We start from the raw sequence: 17,614 nt of genomic DNA on the forward strand, positions 1-17,614 counted from the left end.
GGGAGGCAGACTCGAATTTGTGGAAATATGCTTTTACTTCCTTCAGGGAAGAATTAATTTATATGATGCTGGTCAGGATGTCCTTTGACTTGTTCAATTTAAGCATCACGTATTTCTTTAATCTTACCCAGCGGTCAAATAATTTCAATTCCTTTTTGAAATCTTCCCTGAGCGCTTTCTCTTGGGTGTGATTTCGCTTAGCATTTGGGTCATAGAGCATCGCGGTGCAAAGACAGTTCGATCTGTTTTTACTCATCAGGATCTCGTAATTGACACAGCTTTGGCAGCCTTTCCAGAATTCATTGTCATCCGTAAGGTCAGAATAGGATACAGGAATATAGCCCAGTTCTGAGTTGATTTTCATCACTGCAGCTCCCGTAGTTAATCCGAAGATTTTGGAATCTGGGTATTTCTTTCGGCTGAGTTTGAATACCTCATTTTTGATTTTTCTGGCCAAGCCATACTTACGGTATTCTGGCGCCACGATCAGTCCAGAATTTGCCACATATTTGCCATGTCCCCAAGCTTCAATGTAGCAGAAACCTGCCCACTTGCCATCGTTGGTCAAAGCAATAACGGCTTTTCCTTCTTCCATTTTGGTTTCCACGTATTCCGGGCTCCGCTTGGCGATACCGGTGCCCCGGGCTTTGGCGGAATTTTCCATCTCATCTGTGATCTGAGAGGAGTAAACCTTGTGGGAGGGATTGGCTACTATAATCTGGAATGAAATGTTATCCATTAGGGATTGCATGTGTTAACTCCGAGTTCATCGGAAGAATGGTAAATAAATCAAAGTGTAAAAGGGCGGGCACGTACTCCACGTAGGAATACAAAAATTCAATATAGGGTTAAACCCTATAGAAAAATCTACACGTCCTTATAGGAGTGAAAAAAGCAATAGCATCAGCTTTCACGACTACCGGTGTAGCAGGAGAGTAGGTTGGTGCTATGTGATTTACTTGTGTCATGCGAATTAGGGTGGCAAAATTCATTCCTTAGAAAAGAAAATGCAAGGGATTTGGTGAAAAATATAATGATGAATGAAGATTTTTTTCAGATTCGCAATTTTCACCTGTCTGGCTTGCGAATCTGATCTTGATCGAAATATAATTTGGAGGTTTAGGCACTGCAGCGCTTTCTCCCGACATTAAAGTATATAGCTGATGATCCAGACGATCAATAAAAGTATAGCTACCCAGGTGATCCATGGGGATCGCTGTGGAAATTCAAATTGACAAATGGGGCAAATTTTGGCATTGGAATCTATCTCCATCGCACAGGAAGGGCATTCTTTGGTTTTCAAATCGGATGAACTCTTTTGGCTTAATTTCTATTTCATCATAAGTTAATTAAAGAATTTAGCTATGAAAATAGAAATATGGTCAGATGTAGCATGTCCTTTCTGCTACATCGGCAAAAGAAAAATAGAAAAGGCAATCGAGAGATTCCCTCAAAAAGATAAAATAGAGATCGAGTGGAAGAGCTTTTTGCTTAATCCAGATCAGGTCACACAGCCAAATAAAAGTTCTGAGGAATACCTAGCTGAAGTAAAAGGCTGGTCACTGGAGCAAACCAAAGAGATCACAGCAAATGTGGCGAATATGGCTGCTCAGGAAGGGCTAGAGTATCACTTGGACAAAACGGTGGTGGCAAATACCAAAAAGGCTCACAGGCTATTGCATTTGGCTAAGACTGTTGGAAAAGGTGACGAAATGAAAGAAAGCTTGCTGAAAGCCTATTTCACGGACGCTGTCAATATTGATGACGATGCTGTCTTGCTTGAATTGGGTAAAAAGGTAGGACTTGATGAAGCTGCCGTTCAGGAAGTGCTCACCACGGATAAGTATGAAAGTGAAGTTGACCAGGATATCTATGAATCTCGGCAACTGGGCGTGAGAGGAGTGCCGTTCTTTGTGTTGGATAGGAAGTTTGGTGTTTCTGGAGCTCAGCCGGATGAGGTTTTTGATCAGACGCTGGAGAAAGCTTGGGCTGAATACGCAAAGACTAATCCCGTGCTTGAACTATCAGCAGGAAATGGTGAATCCTGCGAGGTGGATGGGAATAATTGCTAAGGCTGTTTGCCATCCTAATTTTATTTAGATCTTTTACAAATAAAAATTAGCTGATTTTCAATCGGTTAGAGATTTTGGTGTGAAAATCTACTTTCCTTATTTAGATTAATTTCAATTAAAGAGTAGTTTTGCCCCTGTCAAACACGCAGGAGCATGATGAAACAAGCTTTTACTACGATATTTTTTGGCTTAGGCCTTTTTACCTCCTTGCTTTCCTACGCGCAATCAGGAAATGTAAGTGGAAAATTGACCTTTGACGACGGGCAGCCGGTCACTTTTGCCACCGTTTTTATTCAATCTGTCAAGAAGTATGGCCTTTCGGATGAATCTGGAAATTATACTATCAAAGATGTACCCTATGGAAAGCATCTGGTTCAGGTTTCCAGTCTTGAAATCGAGCAAAATGAATTTGAGATTGAGTTTCATGCGGCTTCCAAACCACTCACCACTGTTTTAAAAAGATCCGGACACACCCATTTGGATGAGGTGCAGGTCATCGGTGAGTCTTACAAGACCCAGGTCGAAAAATCCGGTTTTGCAGTCAACATAGTGGACACCAAGGAAGCTAGCCTGCGAAATATTCAGACAAATGAATTGTTAAATACCACTGTGGGGGTTAAAATCCGTCAAAACGGTGGATTAGGTTCCGAGGTCAATTACAGTTTAAATGGCTTGTCAGGAAGTGCTGTACGGATTTTTATCGACGGAATCCCCATCTCAGCCTATGGAAATTCATTTAACCTGAATAGCATACCGCCTGCGATGATTAAGGAAATTGAAGTGTACAAAGGCGTGGTTCCGGGGCACCTGGCTGATGATGCTTTGGGAGGTGCCATCAATATAGTACTTCAAAATTCTGTACAGTCAAATCTAAGTGCTTCCGTTTCTTATGGTTCATTTAATACTCTTCAGGCAAGTATCAATGGACTGCATAGGTTCAAGGAGTCAGGCTTTACCGTCAAAGGTTCTCTCTTTTACAACTATTCGGATAATGACTACAAGGTCTCTGGGAGAAGTGTAGTAGTCACGGGGTTGGGAGGAGTGCAAACGCCGATTACGGCCCGAAGATTCAACGATGCCTACAGGTCCTCAGGGGGAATGTTGCAGTTGGGCTTTACAGATGTGAAGTGGGCGGATCAATTTTTAATTGGCTTCACAGGGTCCAGTGATTATAAAGAAATCCAACACGGGGCTTTTATGACCATTATGCCCTACAAGGATAGATTTATGGAATCGGACGCGGCTCTGATGAACCTGACTTATCAAAAGAAAGACTTGTTCACGCCCGGACTGGATGTCACGATCAATGGATTATACGGTAAACGAAACCGTATGGTAAGCGATACGCTGGCTTGGGCATATAGCTGGAGTGGGGAAAAGGCAATTGATTTCAGAGGAAATGAATATAAGTATTCATGGAATTCCCAGCAGGAAGGCGGGCCTACCCTGGCTAGAATCAACAGGAATGTGTCCTCCATTCGCACTGGGGTTTCCTATGCCATTGGCAAGAATCACAGGTTCTTACTTAACCATGTGTATAGCGGCATAGATCGAGTGGATACTGATCAATTGAGGTCGGTTTTGGAAAACACCTTCAGAGGTACAAGAGATCTAGAAAAAAACATCGTTTCTCTGACTTACGAACTCAATGCCCTGGATGAAAAGCTGAAGGCGAATGTTTTTGGCAAATACTACCAGCAAAAAACCATAAATATTGACCCTGAAATCAATGAGGAAACCAATGAAATCGTAGATGATATTACCAGTGCCAATAAAATAGATGAGGGCTATGGATTTACGCTGTCCTATGCAGTAGTTCCCAACATCACCCTGTTAACTTCCGCCGAGAAAGCTGTCAGATTACCCAATGAAAGTGAAGTCTTTGGTAATGACGGTGATAATGTGGTCGCCAATCCAAGTATCAGACCAGAGCTTAGCAATAACTTCAACCTAGGATTCCGACTAGGTACTTTCCATGTAAACCAGCACGATTTCACTGTTTCTACCAACCTATTCACCCGTAATATCAAAGACAGAATAGGCTTGCCAATAGAAACATCCCTGAATGTCAATGATGAAACCATACTCTATGAAAATCAGGGTAATGGAACTTCCAAAGGGTTTGATGCTCAATTGGATTACACTTTCAATGACAATTTTGGATTCAATTTCAATGTCTCAAGATTTGAACTGAAAATAGTAAACAGAGGCGTGGAAATAGACGTGCCAAACACCCCGTTTTTCACCATGAATGGGAGTTTGCGCTATTCATTCAAAGATTTGATCCAAAAAGACTCTCGATTAAATCTCTTTTACACCATGTACTTCACGGATGAATTTTCTTACCTGGTACCTCAGGGATCCAATACGGTAGGGGATGAGTTTTTTGAAGTTCCGCAACAGCTAGCGCAAGATCTTGGACTTAGCTATGTTTTCCCCAGTAACAAGTTGGTCATGAGTTTTGACATCAAAAACATCTTTGATCAAGCGGTATATGACAACCTCTCTGTGCAAAAGCCAGGAAGAGCATTTTACCTGAAATTAAACTATAGAATCAATAATTATTAACCAGTTAAAACCAACTACCTAATGAAACACACTTTTAGAAATTTCCAAAAACTAACTGCTGTCATTCTCACAGGAGGATTATTGGCAGCCTGTACAGAAGATCCAACTCCGAATCCAACTCCGGATCCAGATCCAGTGGGAGAAAGTAGATGGATCACCGTAGCAGCAGCTAGAATGGGGGATAATCCTGGCGATGGCAACGGAGGAACGTTAATTTACTCCTTAAGCAGTGAGGAAGCCAAGGATCCTACAGTATCCATAGCGCCTTTTGACAATGGATTTATCGTGCCATCTAACAGGACTGCCAGACTACAATCTTCGGAAGATGGCAATACCATGTTTAACATTAGCTATGCTGGTGATACGGGTGGACAGTACACCAAATACACCGTAGAAGGAGGGCAAACGTTCACCCAAAATGGTACCGGAGTAAGTATTGCGCCTTATGTAGGTTCTGCTCCAAGATGGATTAAACTTTTTGATGGAGACCAAACTGGTGCCGCTGTTTATGTGGACACTGAAGCTCAGTTTGACGACAATGGTACTCCGGAAGATGTTACTGATGATATCTATTTGCGTCACGAAGCTACCATGGGAGTGGTGACTTTGGATTTGGTAAACTCTTCCATCATTGAGTTTCAAGAAAGCGCGCTCGCTCTCAGTGAAGAGGAAGAAGCAAACGGTTATTATATCTCTAGAATAGACATGCCTACTTTGAATGCAGCTGGAGATAAATTATACATAGGAGCTCGTCTGAGCAAAGTAGATCCTGCAACTGGGGAAACTGATAGAGAGGGTGAAATCTTAGGTTCTAAAACCATTGTATTGGATTATCCTTCTTTGTTGAACCCAACTGTGATTTCGTCTGCTGTAGGGCACGGAAACACCAATGGATACAGAAGTATCAATTCTTTCGAATACAACGGAAGTGTTTATCAAGCCAACCAAGGTGACCCTAACGGTTCGCACATCCTTAAAATTGATGCGAACAATCAATATGACGATTCTTACGTGTTTAGCTTAGATGCTGCATTGGGTGTAGATGATGCTTACATTTTGGCATGGAGACCTGCTGCCAATGGTAAAGCGGTGGTTGCTTACCGAGACGCCAGTTCTGAAGAAGGTGTGGCCGGAGCTCAAGGATTCTTTGCTTTGGTGGACCTGAATACAAGAACCGCTCAAAAAATCACCGAAATTCCTTATGAAGCAGACTTTTACTTGTTCCAGTACCAAGGCTTTGTGGTAGATGGAAATGATATTTATCTTACTCAAGCGCCGGTAGGTAAAAATGGAAACATTTACGTGGTAGATACCGAAACAGCTGAGGTGACTAAAGGTGCCGAGCTAGTAAACGTGGATGGAAGCCACTTTATAGGGGTATTCTAAGCATATCTGATTGAATATTTTCAGCCACTAGCTGAGCAAATAAAAAATCCCTGTAGACCAGATTTTCTACAGGGATTTTTTATTCGCTGAGGGCTTACCAAACTCCTCTGGTCTTCATTTGTAAGGTGTAAACTGCATCAGAAGCAGTAATAAAAAGTGTTTTTCTATCCAGGGCGGCAAAAACCACGTTTGCTGTCCATCCGGCAGGCACTGGGATATGAGCGATTTGGTTCCCTTTTTTGTCAAAAACTGTCACCCCATCTCCGGTTAGGTATAGATTTCCGCGATCATCTATGGTCATTCCATCCGATCCCATTTCGCAGAAAAGCTCTTTGTTGATCAGGTAGCCATCCTCTCGGATTTCGTATTTGTAAGTTTTTTTTGCACCTATATCTGATACATAGAGGTATTTACTGTCTGGTGTGCCCACTATTCCATTGGGTTGAACCAAGTCTTCTGCTACGGTAAATAGTTGTGTTTTGTCGTCGGAGAGGTAATATACATTCTGCCCATCCTGCTCAGATTCCTTACTTCTCTCCCAGTATGGACGTGGGTAGAGCGGATCTGTAAAGTACAATCCCCCTCGCGGTCGTACCCAGAGGTCATTGGGGCCATTAAGTTTTTTGCCTTTGAATGCTGTGATCCAGACTTCATGATTTCCATCTGTGTCAAAAGCCCAAAGCTCGTTTTTATTGTCAGCTGCGGCCACTAGGGTTCCATCTAATTTAAAGTACATGCCGTTAGACCGGCCTGCATCCTCTCTCCAAACGCTGACTTCATTGGAAATTGCATTCCACTTGTGGATTCTATTATTAGGTTGATCTGTGAAGTACACATCGCCAAAGCGGTTTACAGCAGGGCCTTCTGTAAAGGAAAATCCATCCTGAACTTTGACCAGTTCTGCATTTTTGGCAACTATGCCTTTTTTGTCCTCTATTTCCTGGGCAAAAAGACTAGTGCTGCACAGGAGAGCGGCCATTAAAACGTTTGATTTGATAGGGTTCATAGTGTTTGATTAGTTTCTGTCCATAGCGACTACCAAGACATCCAGGTCTTCGCTATAGGCCATTCTGGTGATATTTTGATGAGTAGTAAGTTCTATTTTTCCCAGGGATTTCCAGTCTGGGGTATTGTATTTTCTGATAAAAATCTCATTGGCAGAGGCCATGAGCAAGTGCTTTTTGCCTATCCAGATAAAGTCCTGAGCCCCTTCTAGACCTTCGAAGTATGCCTCACGCTCTCCGGATTCGATATCATAGCTTTTGATGATGGCTTGATTTCCTGCAGGTTCAGTACTTAAATAAGTGATTTCAGAAGTCTTGGGTCTTCTTTGAATAGACCTCCCGATTTGGGAATCAATGTCGATTAAGTCATCTCTACCATTTGCATAAATCAATTTGTTAGGCTCCCCGAGTACAAACATCGCAGCCTTATTGTCATACCAATCATAGTAGCCTACGGGATTTATGTCATCATAAAGCAACTCCGCTGGTTCAAAGTTGGTTGGGTACAGCCAAATGCGCTGCTTTTTATCTTCCTCCATCACCACAGCAGAGATATACATGCCGCAGTCAGTTATCCGGGGAGAAAACTCACTTCTATCGGATGTTTTGGAAAGATTGGTGAATTTATCGGAGTCGAAATTGTACACGATAATATCATGATTGCCTTCTTCATCAGCAGCGGAAAAGACTAATTGATATTCATTGATGAAATCTGGTTGATTATCGTATGCTGGCCTATCGGTCAGTGCTTTTGCAGTTTCGGGGAGAAGCTTAAAGTTATTTCCCTTACCGGTGGTCTGAATGATCCATAGATCTGTTCCGGACTGGGCACTGATGTTTTGGGAAGCTAAGAGGGTGAAAAAATAAAGAATTGCAATTTTAATCTTCATTGTGGGCTTTTGATTGAATCGGCAAAATACAAAAATCTGATTATCCGCAATCTTGCCAGTCACCTAAATTCTTATGCTCACTGAGTCAGAAGAACCAAAGCCCAAGACTCAAGGAGCCTTTTTCCTAGCAATAATCAATTTTGGCTTTTTCTGGTGATAAAGGGGGTACCGGGGATACTATTGTGAGGATTTAGAAATTGCCTAAATGAATGGAAATGCCTTAAATGGATATTTGTTTTAGGCCAGATTTTTGTCTAAAACCGAAGATATTGTTCGTTTTCGAACAGTATTTTGTTCGTTTATCTTGCAATCTGCAAGGGGTATGTGCGTTTATCGGGCATTTGGGCTATGTTTGGGTAATGGCATCTTTTTCGTACATCTACCAAGCATGAAGTTAATCACCAACTGGGTTTCCAGAATGCCTTTGGAGCTGATCTTTTGGATCGGAAGCCTGCTGGCAATCTTCCTTTTGGATCCGCATTCGAGTACACATTTCAGTTTGTGTCCTCTGAGTCAATTGGGATTCGATTGGTGTCCAGGATGTGGACTGGGAAGGGCTATGAGTCTCCTGGCGAAAGGAGAATTTCAGGCTTCCTGGGCCTTGCACCCGCTGGCTGGACTGGCTTATGTAGTGATTATCGCTCGGATAGTACAACTTATTAAAAACCTAAAAACAACACACAATTATGGCTAATGTATTAAGACACCTTCCTGAACTGGAAGGAATGGAACTGGGCTACATCCAGGGATTGATGAAAGGAATGGATGAAGATCAGGCTTCACTTTTTGCTCAGGTATATAGAGCAAGGAGAAAGGACGCGCAGATGATTTTGATTTTAACTTTGCTTGGCTTTTTTGGATTTGCAGGATTGCATCGATTTATTCTAGGCCAAGTAGGCTTGGGGATCTTGTATATCTTGACTTTGGGACTTTGTTTCATAGGAACAATAGTCGATTTGGTCAATTATAAGAGCCTAGCTTATGAATATAACATCAAAGTGGCTCACGAAACCATCAATATGCTAAATGCAAGCTACCCTGGTGAGAATGACAATCCTTCTACTACCACAGTTTAATTCTAAGTCGTGATCACCAAAAAGAAAGCCAGTCAATCTCAGATTGACTGGCTTTTACTTTATTATAAGACCTAGTTATTCTGCTTCGTAGCTAAATACAATAGCAGGAGCATTCGATAGCTTATCTCTGAGAGACTTAGGAATACTCACATGGATTTTTCCATTTTCGGACGTCCACTTCAGAGACTTTTTCTCACCCAAAAGGGTGATTTTGCTGCCATTTTTCGGAGGATTTAGTGTCCAGGAGATAGATTCTTCTAGTTCTTCTCCTTCTTCCAAGGGCAAGAGTGCATACATTTCTTGGTTTTTTCCTTTGGTGAAATAGATGTTCCCATCCTGAAAAGATTCTACTGCACGGGTATTATAGATCCCAGCTCCATTTTTCTCCAACCAAGCTCCGATCTCCTCCAGTCGGGATACCTGCTCAGGTAGGAACAGTCCATCTGCCGTAGGTCCAACTCCTAATAACAAATTCCCACCTTTAGCAACAATTTCAATTAGCAGATGAATGACCTTCCGCGAAGGTTTGAATTTATCATTGGGCACGTAGCCCCAAGCTCCGCCCAGCGTGATACAGCTTTCCCAAGGGTCAGATGACATCTCAGCAGGAATGCCCTGCTCCGGGGTACGGTAGTTTTCAAATGGCCCGTGAACCGTTCTATCTACTATTAGCATCCCTTCTTGATTGTTGCGAACCATTTCAGCCACCTTGGGCATGTTGATTTCCTGACTGAATTCTGGAATAGGAGCCCCCCAGCTTAAGACTTCCTCATTCACTGTGGAAAGCGGCCGCACCCAGCCTCCATCAAGCCAAAGTATGTCTATTTCTCCATAGTTTGAAGTGATTTCATCGAGCTGGTTGTGGGTGAACTGCACGTACTGATTCCATCTCCAAGGATGCTTCCTGATATCGTAATTTACATTTCGGTCAGGTGTAGCTCTGTAATCCCACCAATAATACTGGGAATGCCAATCGGGTTTAGAATAATAAGCACCTATCATCATGTTTTTCTCCCGGAAGGCCTCGAAAACGTGCTTGGCTACATTTGCTTTTGGATGGTCCTTGAAGGGGCCATCTGTGATTTTGTAATCTGTATATTGGGTGTCAAACATGTTAAAGCCATCATGATGTTTGGTGGTGAAGACCAGGTATTTCATACCGGCTTTTTCAGCTGCATCTGCCCACTGACCAGGGTCAAAATTTTTGGGATTAAACTCATCCTTTAGTCCCCAATACCACTTTTTATACTCCTCATAGCTTTGAGTGGTATCTTTCCTGTTGATCCAATCCTCATTCACAATACTCCAGGATTCCACTATTCCCGGTACAGCATAAATTCCCCAGTGGATCAAGATTCCAAATTTCTGATCTCTCCAATGTTCTAACTTTTCGGCGACTTTGGGATCTGTAGGGTACTCGTATGATGCGGATGTGGGATGAAGGGTGTTTTGGGCTTGGGATGACAGGGAAACCGAAAGTGCAACTGCCACTAGCCAAGAAAATTTATTGAACATGTTTTTGAATAAATATATCTATAGAAAAAGGTGATTATGAAAGGCTAAAGTTAAGTCAGAAAGCAAGTGGGTACAAGTATCTCCAGCCACAAAAGGAGAGAGACTTCCCTGGAAATTCAGCTCAAGCACCGAAAATAGGCTTACTTTCACTATTTTGAAGCGCAGTTTTGAGGTTAAAATCAATACATGAAAGCAGCTATACGAACCCAATACGGAACCCCAGATGTAATTGAGATCAGGGAGATGCCAGTCCCTACACCTAAAGCAAACCAGTTACTTATAAAAGTACATGCCACCACCGTCAACAGAACTGATTGTGCCAATCTTACCGCCAAACCATTTATTATGAGGTTTCTATTGGGGTTGTTTTCTCCTAAAAAGATTAGAATAGGGACTGATTTTGCAGGGGAGGTGGTTTCTGTGGGTGAGAAAGTGAGCTCTTTTACTACAGGAGATCGCGTGTTCGGATTCAATGACATGGGATATGAATCCCAAAGCGAATTTTTGACTGTGCCGGAGGATGGGAATGTTTTTCCAATACCAGAAAATATCTCCTATACCACAGCAGCAGCCGGTCTGGAAGGGGCTCACTATGCTTATACTTTTATCCATAAGGTGAAATTTACGCCAGGGCAACACGTTTTGATCAACGGAGCTTCTGGAGCCATTGGGTCAGCACTCTTGCAAATGCTGAAGCCCTTTGAGGTGAAAATCACCGCTACTTGTAACACCAAAAATCTAGGTCTGATCCGCTCCTTAGGCGCTGATAAAGTCGTGGACTATACCCAGACAGATTTCACCCAGGACCAAGTGCAATACGATTATGTTTTTGACGCAGTAGGGAAAAGCACTTTGGGCAAGTGCAAAGCTATTTTGAAAGGAAATGGAACTTACATCTCATCCGAATTGGGGCCTTATTCCCAAAATATTTTTTATGCACTATTTACCCCATTTATCGGCAAAAATAAGGTTATATTTCCTGTTCCCTATCCTATAAAAACCACAGTTCCTTATATTTCAGAATTGCTGGAAAAAGGGATCTTTAAGCCTATCATTGATACAGAATATCAGCTTGAGGATATTGCCAAAGCTTATGAATTTGCCCTGACAGGTCAAAAAACTGGTAACTTGCTCATCCGGTTATCATAAGAAATTGTAAAAACTGTGAGCTTACCAATCATCCTCTGTCTGGTCTATTGAAGGCTTAATGATGTTGAGGTCAAAAACTTTTTCTCCTTTTCCGGAAAAAATCAAATGTACCCCACTTACCTTCTGGTGGATTTCCTGCAATGTTTGAAAATCAGGTTGCTGCACATGAAAAGGAACGCTCAAAATTCTTGGATCCTTTTTGTCGAAAGGTGGAGGGGTTTCTCCACCAAAAAAGTATGGCCAGAGCGTTTTACCACAACTGATACCCCAAGTCGTAATCGCATAATTTTCTTCGTATTGTTGGAGTCTCTGATTGATTTCCTCGAAAAACCGCTCAGATTCCCCCAGTCGAAGACGGGATCCTGCACGTGATTTCCCCTTGGTTTTTAGATATTTGAGCTGACTTTTTCCTTGTTTTTGGCGTACCATATAAGCTCTGAATACTTTGTGGTCCTGCATTAGCCCCTCATGAAAATGCCCGGTGCAGGCTATTCCAGCTCGGATCATCACCAGTCCCAGGTGAAAATCATCAATTTTCGATAGGAGACCGGATGCATCCGGTTTGCAGTCCCAAGGCAGGAAAACCTGAGCCAGCCAGTCTTCTCCAGACTTGATCAGTAGCCGATGATTGGATTTCTGAAACTCGATTTCGTACCCAGAATCCCCCGCTTGCTGTAGCAGCATTTCATACTTTTCAATAGAGATTGGCTTTGGGTTGGCAGAAATCATCTTTGGGCAGGCAATTCAGTTATATTTGTGCAAATAAACCGAAAAATCATGGAGGAGGAAATTCAAAGCCTACTGAATAAAATGTGCAATCCTGAAGAAAAGGAGGCCTATTTTTTTGCTGATAAACTGGGATCCAAACTGGATGATTCCAATAAAGACCTGGTGATTAGGCTAGTGGGAGATGATAATTGGGAGCATGCTTACCTGGCTTGCCGGGCGCTTTCCAAATCTCCGTACAACGAGGAGTCACTGGATGCGATTTTTGCAGCTATTCATGACAAAAAGAACAAAGCCCATCAGGGTGCTTTTGTGCAGATTCTAGAGGAGTTTGATTTGAGTGAGCGCTTTGTGGATATTTTCAAGGTGTACCTTTTTGGTAATTATAAGTCATCCACACTCGCAGAAGTTTATTTGGATTCGGTGGAGTTTGAACTAACTCCTCGCACCTTAAGAAAAGCCGAGAAACATTGGAAACACTACCTGCACAATCCAGAAGATGAAGGTACGGTTCAGGTGAAAAAGGACTATGCGACTGCGCTTCTGGAAGAAATCCGCGAATTATTTTCTGAGGAGTAGATAACATTCGTCTGATTATTGTGTTTGTTATATATATAGCAAAACGTAGATAGTCATGAAAATTCTGGATGTTGTCACTCTGCATAAGGAGTTCTTTTTAAAACAAGGATTTGTATTTAATGCCTCTAAATCACTGTTTGAAAAGGTTTTTCCCCATGGGAAACAGGTAATCTTTATCCATTTTTCGGAAGCTGAAGAAGCTGATTTTTTGCAATATGCTCTAGGAATTCGGATCAATGAGGTGGAGGAAATGATACATACTTATCTGCCAACTCCCAGAAATTACGCAACGGACTCCCTTACGCTGGTTCAACAGTTACACAAATTGTGGAATAATTGCCCAGAAAAATTCAGGATACAGAAAGATGAAGATCTAAATACTACGATTGCTAAAGTTGAAAAATATTTTGAAGAGGAAGGGTTTGCCTGGCTAGAACGAATGATCAAACCCGAAGAACTAGAGAAGGAGTTTTTGATGGAAAAATCAAATGCCCTAGCTTATGAAAATTTGGTTTACACTGCTTTTCGTTCTACAGCGCTGAGTAAATTGTATAGTCCAAATGACTATTCCCTGCTTCGTCAAGGCTTTTTGGCCCAGATGAATTCCCAGCAAATGACTCCCTTTACTATCGCCGCTTTTCTTCAGTTTATCGATTATTTAGACCATCTGGAAGTAGCCTAGTTCAGTTTCGTAATTTGCTATTCTACCCAGTTATATTCGTAAAGTACTTTTACTTCCCGCACCTTAGCGCTAAAATCCAATTTATCTACCCCTTCCAGGTTGGTTTCAAAAGCTACATTTCCGGCACAATCATACACATAACAGAGGTAGCAGGAGAACACTAGATTTTCATAAATAATCACACCGGTACCTTCATAATCCCCGACCCAAATCCGCATAGAAGATCTTCGCTCATAAGCCTCTTCTTTGGCAATGATTTCTTGTAGCCAAACTAATTCCGCGATAGGATCTTGAACCTGGCATTCTAGAAGCTCTTCGAAATCAGGATCTTCTTCTTCAAAAAGCGAGCAACTATATGATGCGCTCAGGATTGCAGCGAGGAGAAGGAGAGCAGCGAATTTTTCTAGGAAATGCATCAGGAAATGAATTTTGTAATAAGTAAATGGTATGGATCTACTAAAGTAAAAAAATCCTTTCAAAACTTCCTTTTCACACCCCTAACTGCCTCTGCACTAATGGGATCCTCAGGCCATTCGTGCTTGGGATACCGTCTTTTCAGTTCTTTCTTCACCTCAAAATATCCATTCTGCCAAAAGCTTTTCAGATCCTGCGTGAGCTGCACCGGTTTGTAACCTGGGGAAAGCAACTGAATTAGTACATTTACTTTTCCATTGTTCACCTTTGGAGTTTCCAGCAAACCAAACAATTCCTGAAGTCTTACAGCCAAAAGTGGGATTTCGTCTTTTCTATATTCCAACCTGATTTTACTTCCAGAAGGAACTTCTATTGTTGCCGGAGCAAACTTGTCCAATTCCTTTTGTTGCTCAAAATCAAGGGAATGCAAGAGAATCTGACTTAGGTTTAACTTTTTGAAATCATCGTTCTTTTGAATTCCCTGAAGGTAAGGGGCTAGCCAAATTTCGGGTTTCTCGCATAATTCGGCCACTGACCAATTGGGCCAGTTGTGATCAGGATTCCAGCTTTTCAAACTTTGCACCCGGAAAATCAATTGCTCCACTTCTTCATTGAAGTCCAGCAAATACTCGCCTTCCTCTCTGATTGCTTCCAGTATTGCTTCAGTTACGTCTCCATCGGAATACTTTGCCAATGGTCTTGTGCCTAGGATAATTGATCCGATCCGAATCTCAGCATGTGCTTGCAAACCGCCTTTCTTTCTATCCCATTTTAGCACTTCCTTGGTTTTCAGCATGGGAGCCAAATCCTTAGGATTGATAGGGGCGGCCATCCAGATTTTGCCCATTCCATCCCGCGCATCCACGTGCGCTACGGCAAGCCAGGATTCATGCGCCAGGTCGTCTTTATGGCCTATCTGGGCTATTTTTCCATTCGCCAACTGGAACTGGGCATTGTTTCCCGGACGTGCAGCGGCGATTCGCTCAGGATAAGCGTAGGCGAGAAGCAAACCCGTTTGCCATGGGTCAACTGGTCCATTATCCGGCTGAATAGAAAACATCCTGCGGTAAGAGGCAGCCATTTTTTCTATTTTTTTGATTCGGGGAATACTCACATTATGCTGTCTGAATCTTCTCAGGGCTTCAATTCTCAGATTCAAATCTACACCTGCATCTGGTCCCAGCGGATCACGTTCATCCAAAATCGCAGCGATGTCAGTCGCTAAACCCAATTGGTCGATCTCGGCTGCATTGATCAGCATGTGGGCAATTCTTGGGTGAGTTGGCAGTTTGTGAACTTCCTTGCCATGCGGTGTGAGTTCTCCATCCACAATAGCTTCTATGGATTCCAGTGTCTTTTCTGCTAAAGCCAAGGTGCCAGCGGGAGGAGGTGTCAGCCAAGTCATGGAGCGAATATCCTGTTTCCCCCAGGCCTTCATATCCAGCACCAAACCAGTCAAGTCAGCTTCCATCAATTCTGGAGTTCGGTATTCATTCAGTTGGTTTTGAATTGCTTTCGTCCAAAGTCTATAGCTATGACCCGCGGTCAATCTACCAGCCCGACCAGAGCGTTGATCTGCAGAATCCTTACTGATTCTATGCAATACCAAACGAGACAACCCGGACCTTGGATCAAATCTGGATGATTTGGCAAAGCCAGAATCCACCACGACTTTGACTCCTTCAATGGTAAGGGATGTCTCTGCGATATCTGTGGAAAGCACAATCTTTCGCTTCCCGGAAGGATGAGGCAAAATGGCCCGGTTCTGATCTCCCGGTGAAAGCTGACCATAAAGCGGTAATACCAGATCGTCTGGAAGTGCTTTTCGTAAGATTTCCTGTGCCTTCCGGATTTCCCCCTGTCCAGGTAGAAAAACCAAGAAATCTCCCTCGTGAACTTTTGTCAGTGGAATAATCTGTCTCGCAGCATCTTCTCCGATCGCATACTCGTCCAACTCATTCATGTAATTCACTTCCACCGGATACTGCCGGCCTTTGCTCTCGATGACCGTGGACTTGAGCATCCCCGAAAGCACCTTTGCATCAATGGTCGCAGACATCAGCAAAATCCGCAGATCAGGTCTCAACACCTGCTGTACTTCCCGAATCAGTGCCAAAGCTACTTCTGAGTGAAGATTCCGCTCGTGAAACTCATCAAAGATCACCAAGCCAACATCTTCCAGCGCATTATCAGCATGAAGCATACGGGTCAATATTCCCTCTGTGATCACTTCCAGTCTGGTATTGGCTGAGATCGCAGATTCAAAACGAATTCTATATCCGATCAGATCACCCAACTTAGTATCCGTCATGGATGCCATTCGCTGCGCAATGGTCTTAGTAGCCAAGCGCCTAGGCTCCAGCATCATGATCTTCTTGCCGGCAAGCCAAGGTTCATCCAGTAAAGTCAAGGGTAGGAGTGTACTCTTTCCCGCACCTGGGGGAGCTTGGATGATCAGGGAATTAGCCTTGAAAAGCTGTGACTTGACTTGAGGTATAATCTCCGCTACTGGGAGGTCAAAGGAAGAAGGATCAAAATTTTCGAGCATGGGCTGCAAAAATAGGGGATTCTGAGTAGAAGATTAATTGCTCGGGATCATTTCGACGTGGAGTAAGGAGAAATCTTGTATTTATGTTTCAATTTCTTTTAAAACTGTCAATCGCTAATTGGTAGTATCTACGAAATTCTTAATTTGGTGACAATAGAACTCCTACTACTTGTGGACAATGTCGATATAGACGCAATAGAGTAGTGGGAGTTGAGTAAATACAAATGTTGTACACCATTAAATGGAACAGATAAAATCAAAAATCGAGAAACTTGCTAATAGAATCAATGCTCCCAAAGAGTATTTACCAACCTATGGATTTACTGAAGATTTTGCCGGACCACATATTGAAGTTAATGGCAAAAAACTGCATTGGGTAATTATTGAAAGAGGGCAAGAGTTAGCAAGACGCCAAACGACTGATGAAAAAGAGTTTCTTTTTTGGGTATTTGACGCAGTGACTTTTGAGATGGCAACTCGGTTAGAATTACAGAACAGAAATGAAAATGAAGATTTCAGAATTCAACTGTTTAAAATTCAAGAAGAACTTATCGGTGAAATAGACTCCGATTATTCTGATCGCCTGAATATCAAACACAGAAAACTCTTAAAAATATGAGCTGGGACATAGTGCTTTTTAATTCGAAGCAGACAATTAAATCAATTGAAGAATTGGACGAAGACAAGCTCGAACCAATAGACTTCACTGGAATCCTGGAAAATTCATTTAATGAAGTTAATGAGGACGACAATCACCGAGAAATAAAAGGAAAAGACTTTTCGATTGACTTCTTTACTGATGATGAAATGGTAAGTAATAAAATGTTGAGTTTGTACGGAGAAAACGGATTATTCGAATTAATCGAACTAGCAAAGCAACATGGTTGGCAAATTTTCGATACTGGACTAGGAAGTATGATTGATTTGGAAAAACCAGAGAATAACGGATATGAGAATCATAGGAACTACGTGGCTCATGTAATGAAAAAAAAAGAATAAAGACGG

17 protein-coding genes are annotated in these 17,614 nt (G+C 42.4%); 10 read left to right on the top strand and 7 right to left on the bottom strand.

Annotated features, from left to right (window positions below):
- Positions 1-58 precede the first annotated feature (58 nt).
- Entirely contained in the window at positions 59-739 is a 681-nt protein-coding gene (locus tag PBT90_RS07290) for a GNAT family N-acetyltransferase (RefSeq protein WP_264811425.1), read from the bottom strand.
- A 625-nt stretch (positions 740-1,364) separates the two neighbouring features.
- On the opposite strand from PBT90_RS07290, the gene PBT90_RS07295 reads away from it, so the two are divergent.
- The 3 genes from PBT90_RS07295 to PBT90_RS07305 all read left to right on the top strand — a co-directional run bounded on the left by PBT90_RS07295 (position 1,365) and on the right by PBT90_RS07305 (position 6,026).
- Positions 1,365-2,072, top strand: a complete 708-nt coding sequence (locus PBT90_RS07295) for a DsbA family oxidoreductase (RefSeq protein WP_264809729.1) — start codon at positions 1,365-1,367, stop codon at positions 2,070-2,072.
- A 153-nt stretch (positions 2,073-2,225) separates the two neighbouring features.
- Positions 2,226-4,640, top strand: coding sequence for a TonB-dependent receptor (locus PBT90_RS07300; RefSeq protein WP_264809730.1), 2,415 nt, complete (start codon positions 2,226-2,228; stop codon positions 4,638-4,640).
- A gap of 21 nt (positions 4,641-4,661) precedes the next feature.
- Entirely contained in the window at positions 4,662-6,026 is a 1,365-nt protein-coding gene (locus PBT90_RS07305) for a hypothetical protein (RefSeq protein WP_264809732.1), read from the top strand.
- A gap of 94 nt (positions 6,027-6,120) precedes the next feature.
- Here the strand turns inward: PBT90_RS07305 and PBT90_RS07310 are convergent, their stop codons facing one another.
- A complete protein-coding gene (locus PBT90_RS07310) occupies positions 6,121-7,032 on the bottom strand; it encodes an SMP-30/gluconolactonase/LRE family protein (RefSeq protein ID WP_264809734.1) in 912 nt (303 codons plus the stop codon).
- 9 nt (positions 7,033-7,041) lie between these two features.
- Positions 7,042-7,920: a hypothetical protein gene (locus tag PBT90_RS07315; RefSeq protein ID WP_264809735.1), complete on the bottom strand. Its 879-nt coding sequence runs from the start codon at positions 7,918-7,920 to the stop codon at positions 7,042-7,044.
- A gap of 388 nt (positions 7,921-8,308) precedes the next feature.
- Here PBT90_RS07315 and PBT90_RS07320 point away from each other — a divergent pair, with 388 nt between their 5' ends.
- Positions 8,309-8,614 carry a DUF2752 domain-containing protein gene (locus PBT90_RS07320; protein ID WP_264809737.1) on the top strand — a complete coding sequence of 102 codons (306 nt, stop codon included), beginning with the start codon at positions 8,309-8,311 and terminating at the stop codon, positions 8,612-8,614.
- Positions 8,607-8,996, top strand: a complete 390-nt coding sequence (locus PBT90_RS07325) for a TM2 domain-containing protein (protein WP_264809738.1) — start codon at positions 8,607-8,609, stop codon at positions 8,994-8,996. The genes PBT90_RS07320 and PBT90_RS07325 overlap by 8 nt, the downstream gene beginning before the upstream one ends.
- Positions 8,997-9,071: 75 nt before the next feature.
- On the opposite strand, the gene PBT90_RS07330 is transcribed toward PBT90_RS07325, so the two are convergent.
- Positions 9,072-10,511, bottom strand: coding sequence for an alpha-L-fucosidase (locus tag PBT90_RS07330; protein WP_264809739.1), 1,440 nt, complete (start codon positions 10,509-10,511; stop codon positions 9,072-9,074).
- 186 nt (positions 10,512-10,697) lie between these two features.
- Between PBT90_RS07330 and PBT90_RS07335 the strand changes: the two genes are divergently transcribed.
- Complete coding sequence (locus tag PBT90_RS07335; protein WP_264809740.1) at positions 10,698-11,660, top strand: NAD(P)-dependent alcohol dehydrogenase; 963 nt, start codon at positions 10,698-10,700, stop codon at positions 11,658-11,660.
- 21 nt (positions 11,661-11,681) lie between these two features.
- On the opposite strand, the gene PBT90_RS07340 is transcribed toward PBT90_RS07335, so the two are convergent.
- Positions 11,682-12,389, bottom strand: a complete 708-nt coding sequence (locus PBT90_RS07340; protein ID WP_264809741.1) for a hypothetical protein — start codon at positions 12,387-12,389, stop codon at positions 11,682-11,684.
- Between the two features lie 48 nt (positions 12,390-12,437).
- Here PBT90_RS07340 and PBT90_RS07345 point away from each other — a divergent pair, with 48 nt between their 5' ends.
- Both PBT90_RS07345 and PBT90_RS07350 read left to right on the top strand, forming a co-directional pair.
- Entirely contained in the window at positions 12,438-12,965 is a 528-nt protein-coding gene (locus tag PBT90_RS07345) for a HEAT repeat domain-containing protein (RefSeq protein ID WP_264809742.1), read from the top strand.
- Between the two features lie 55 nt (positions 12,966-13,020).
- Complete coding sequence (locus PBT90_RS07350) at positions 13,021-13,647, top strand: hypothetical protein (RefSeq protein ID WP_270132460.1); 627 nt, start codon at positions 13,021-13,023, stop codon at positions 13,645-13,647.
- A 17-nt stretch (positions 13,648-13,664) separates the two neighbouring features.
- On the opposite strand, the gene PBT90_RS07355 is transcribed toward PBT90_RS07350, so the two are convergent.
- Together PBT90_RS07355 and hrpB are read right to left on the bottom strand one after the other, a co-directional pair.
- Positions 13,665-14,063: a hypothetical protein gene (locus PBT90_RS07355; RefSeq protein ID WP_264809744.1), complete on the bottom strand. Its 399-nt coding sequence runs from the start codon at positions 14,061-14,063 to the stop codon at positions 13,665-13,667.
- A gap of 59 nt (positions 14,064-14,122) precedes the next feature.
- Entirely contained in the window at positions 14,123-16,609 is a 2,487-nt protein-coding gene (gene hrpB / locus PBT90_RS07360) for an ATP-dependent helicase HrpB (RefSeq protein WP_264809745.1), read from the bottom strand.
- 241 nt (positions 16,610-16,850) lie between these two features.
- Here hrpB and PBT90_RS07365 point away from each other — a divergent pair, with 241 nt between their 5' ends.
- Together PBT90_RS07365 and PBT90_RS07370 are read left to right on the top strand one after the other, a co-directional pair.
- Positions 16,851-17,228: an immunity 63 family protein gene (locus tag PBT90_RS07365; protein ID WP_264809746.1), complete on the top strand. Its 378-nt coding sequence runs from the start codon at positions 16,851-16,853 to the stop codon at positions 17,226-17,228.
- Complete coding sequence (locus PBT90_RS07370) at positions 17,225-17,608, top strand: hypothetical protein (RefSeq protein WP_264809747.1); 384 nt, start codon at positions 17,225-17,227, stop codon at positions 17,606-17,608. Before PBT90_RS07365 ends, PBT90_RS07370 begins: the two co-directional genes overlap by 4 nt.
- Positions 17,609-17,614 lie beyond the last annotated feature (6 nt).

The sequence above is a fragment of the Algoriphagus sp. TR-M9 genome, assembly GCF_027594545.1.
In the GTDB taxonomy this organism is placed as follows: domain Bacteria; phylum Bacteroidota; class Bacteroidia; order Cytophagales; family Cyclobacteriaceae; genus Algoriphagus; species Algoriphagus halophytocola.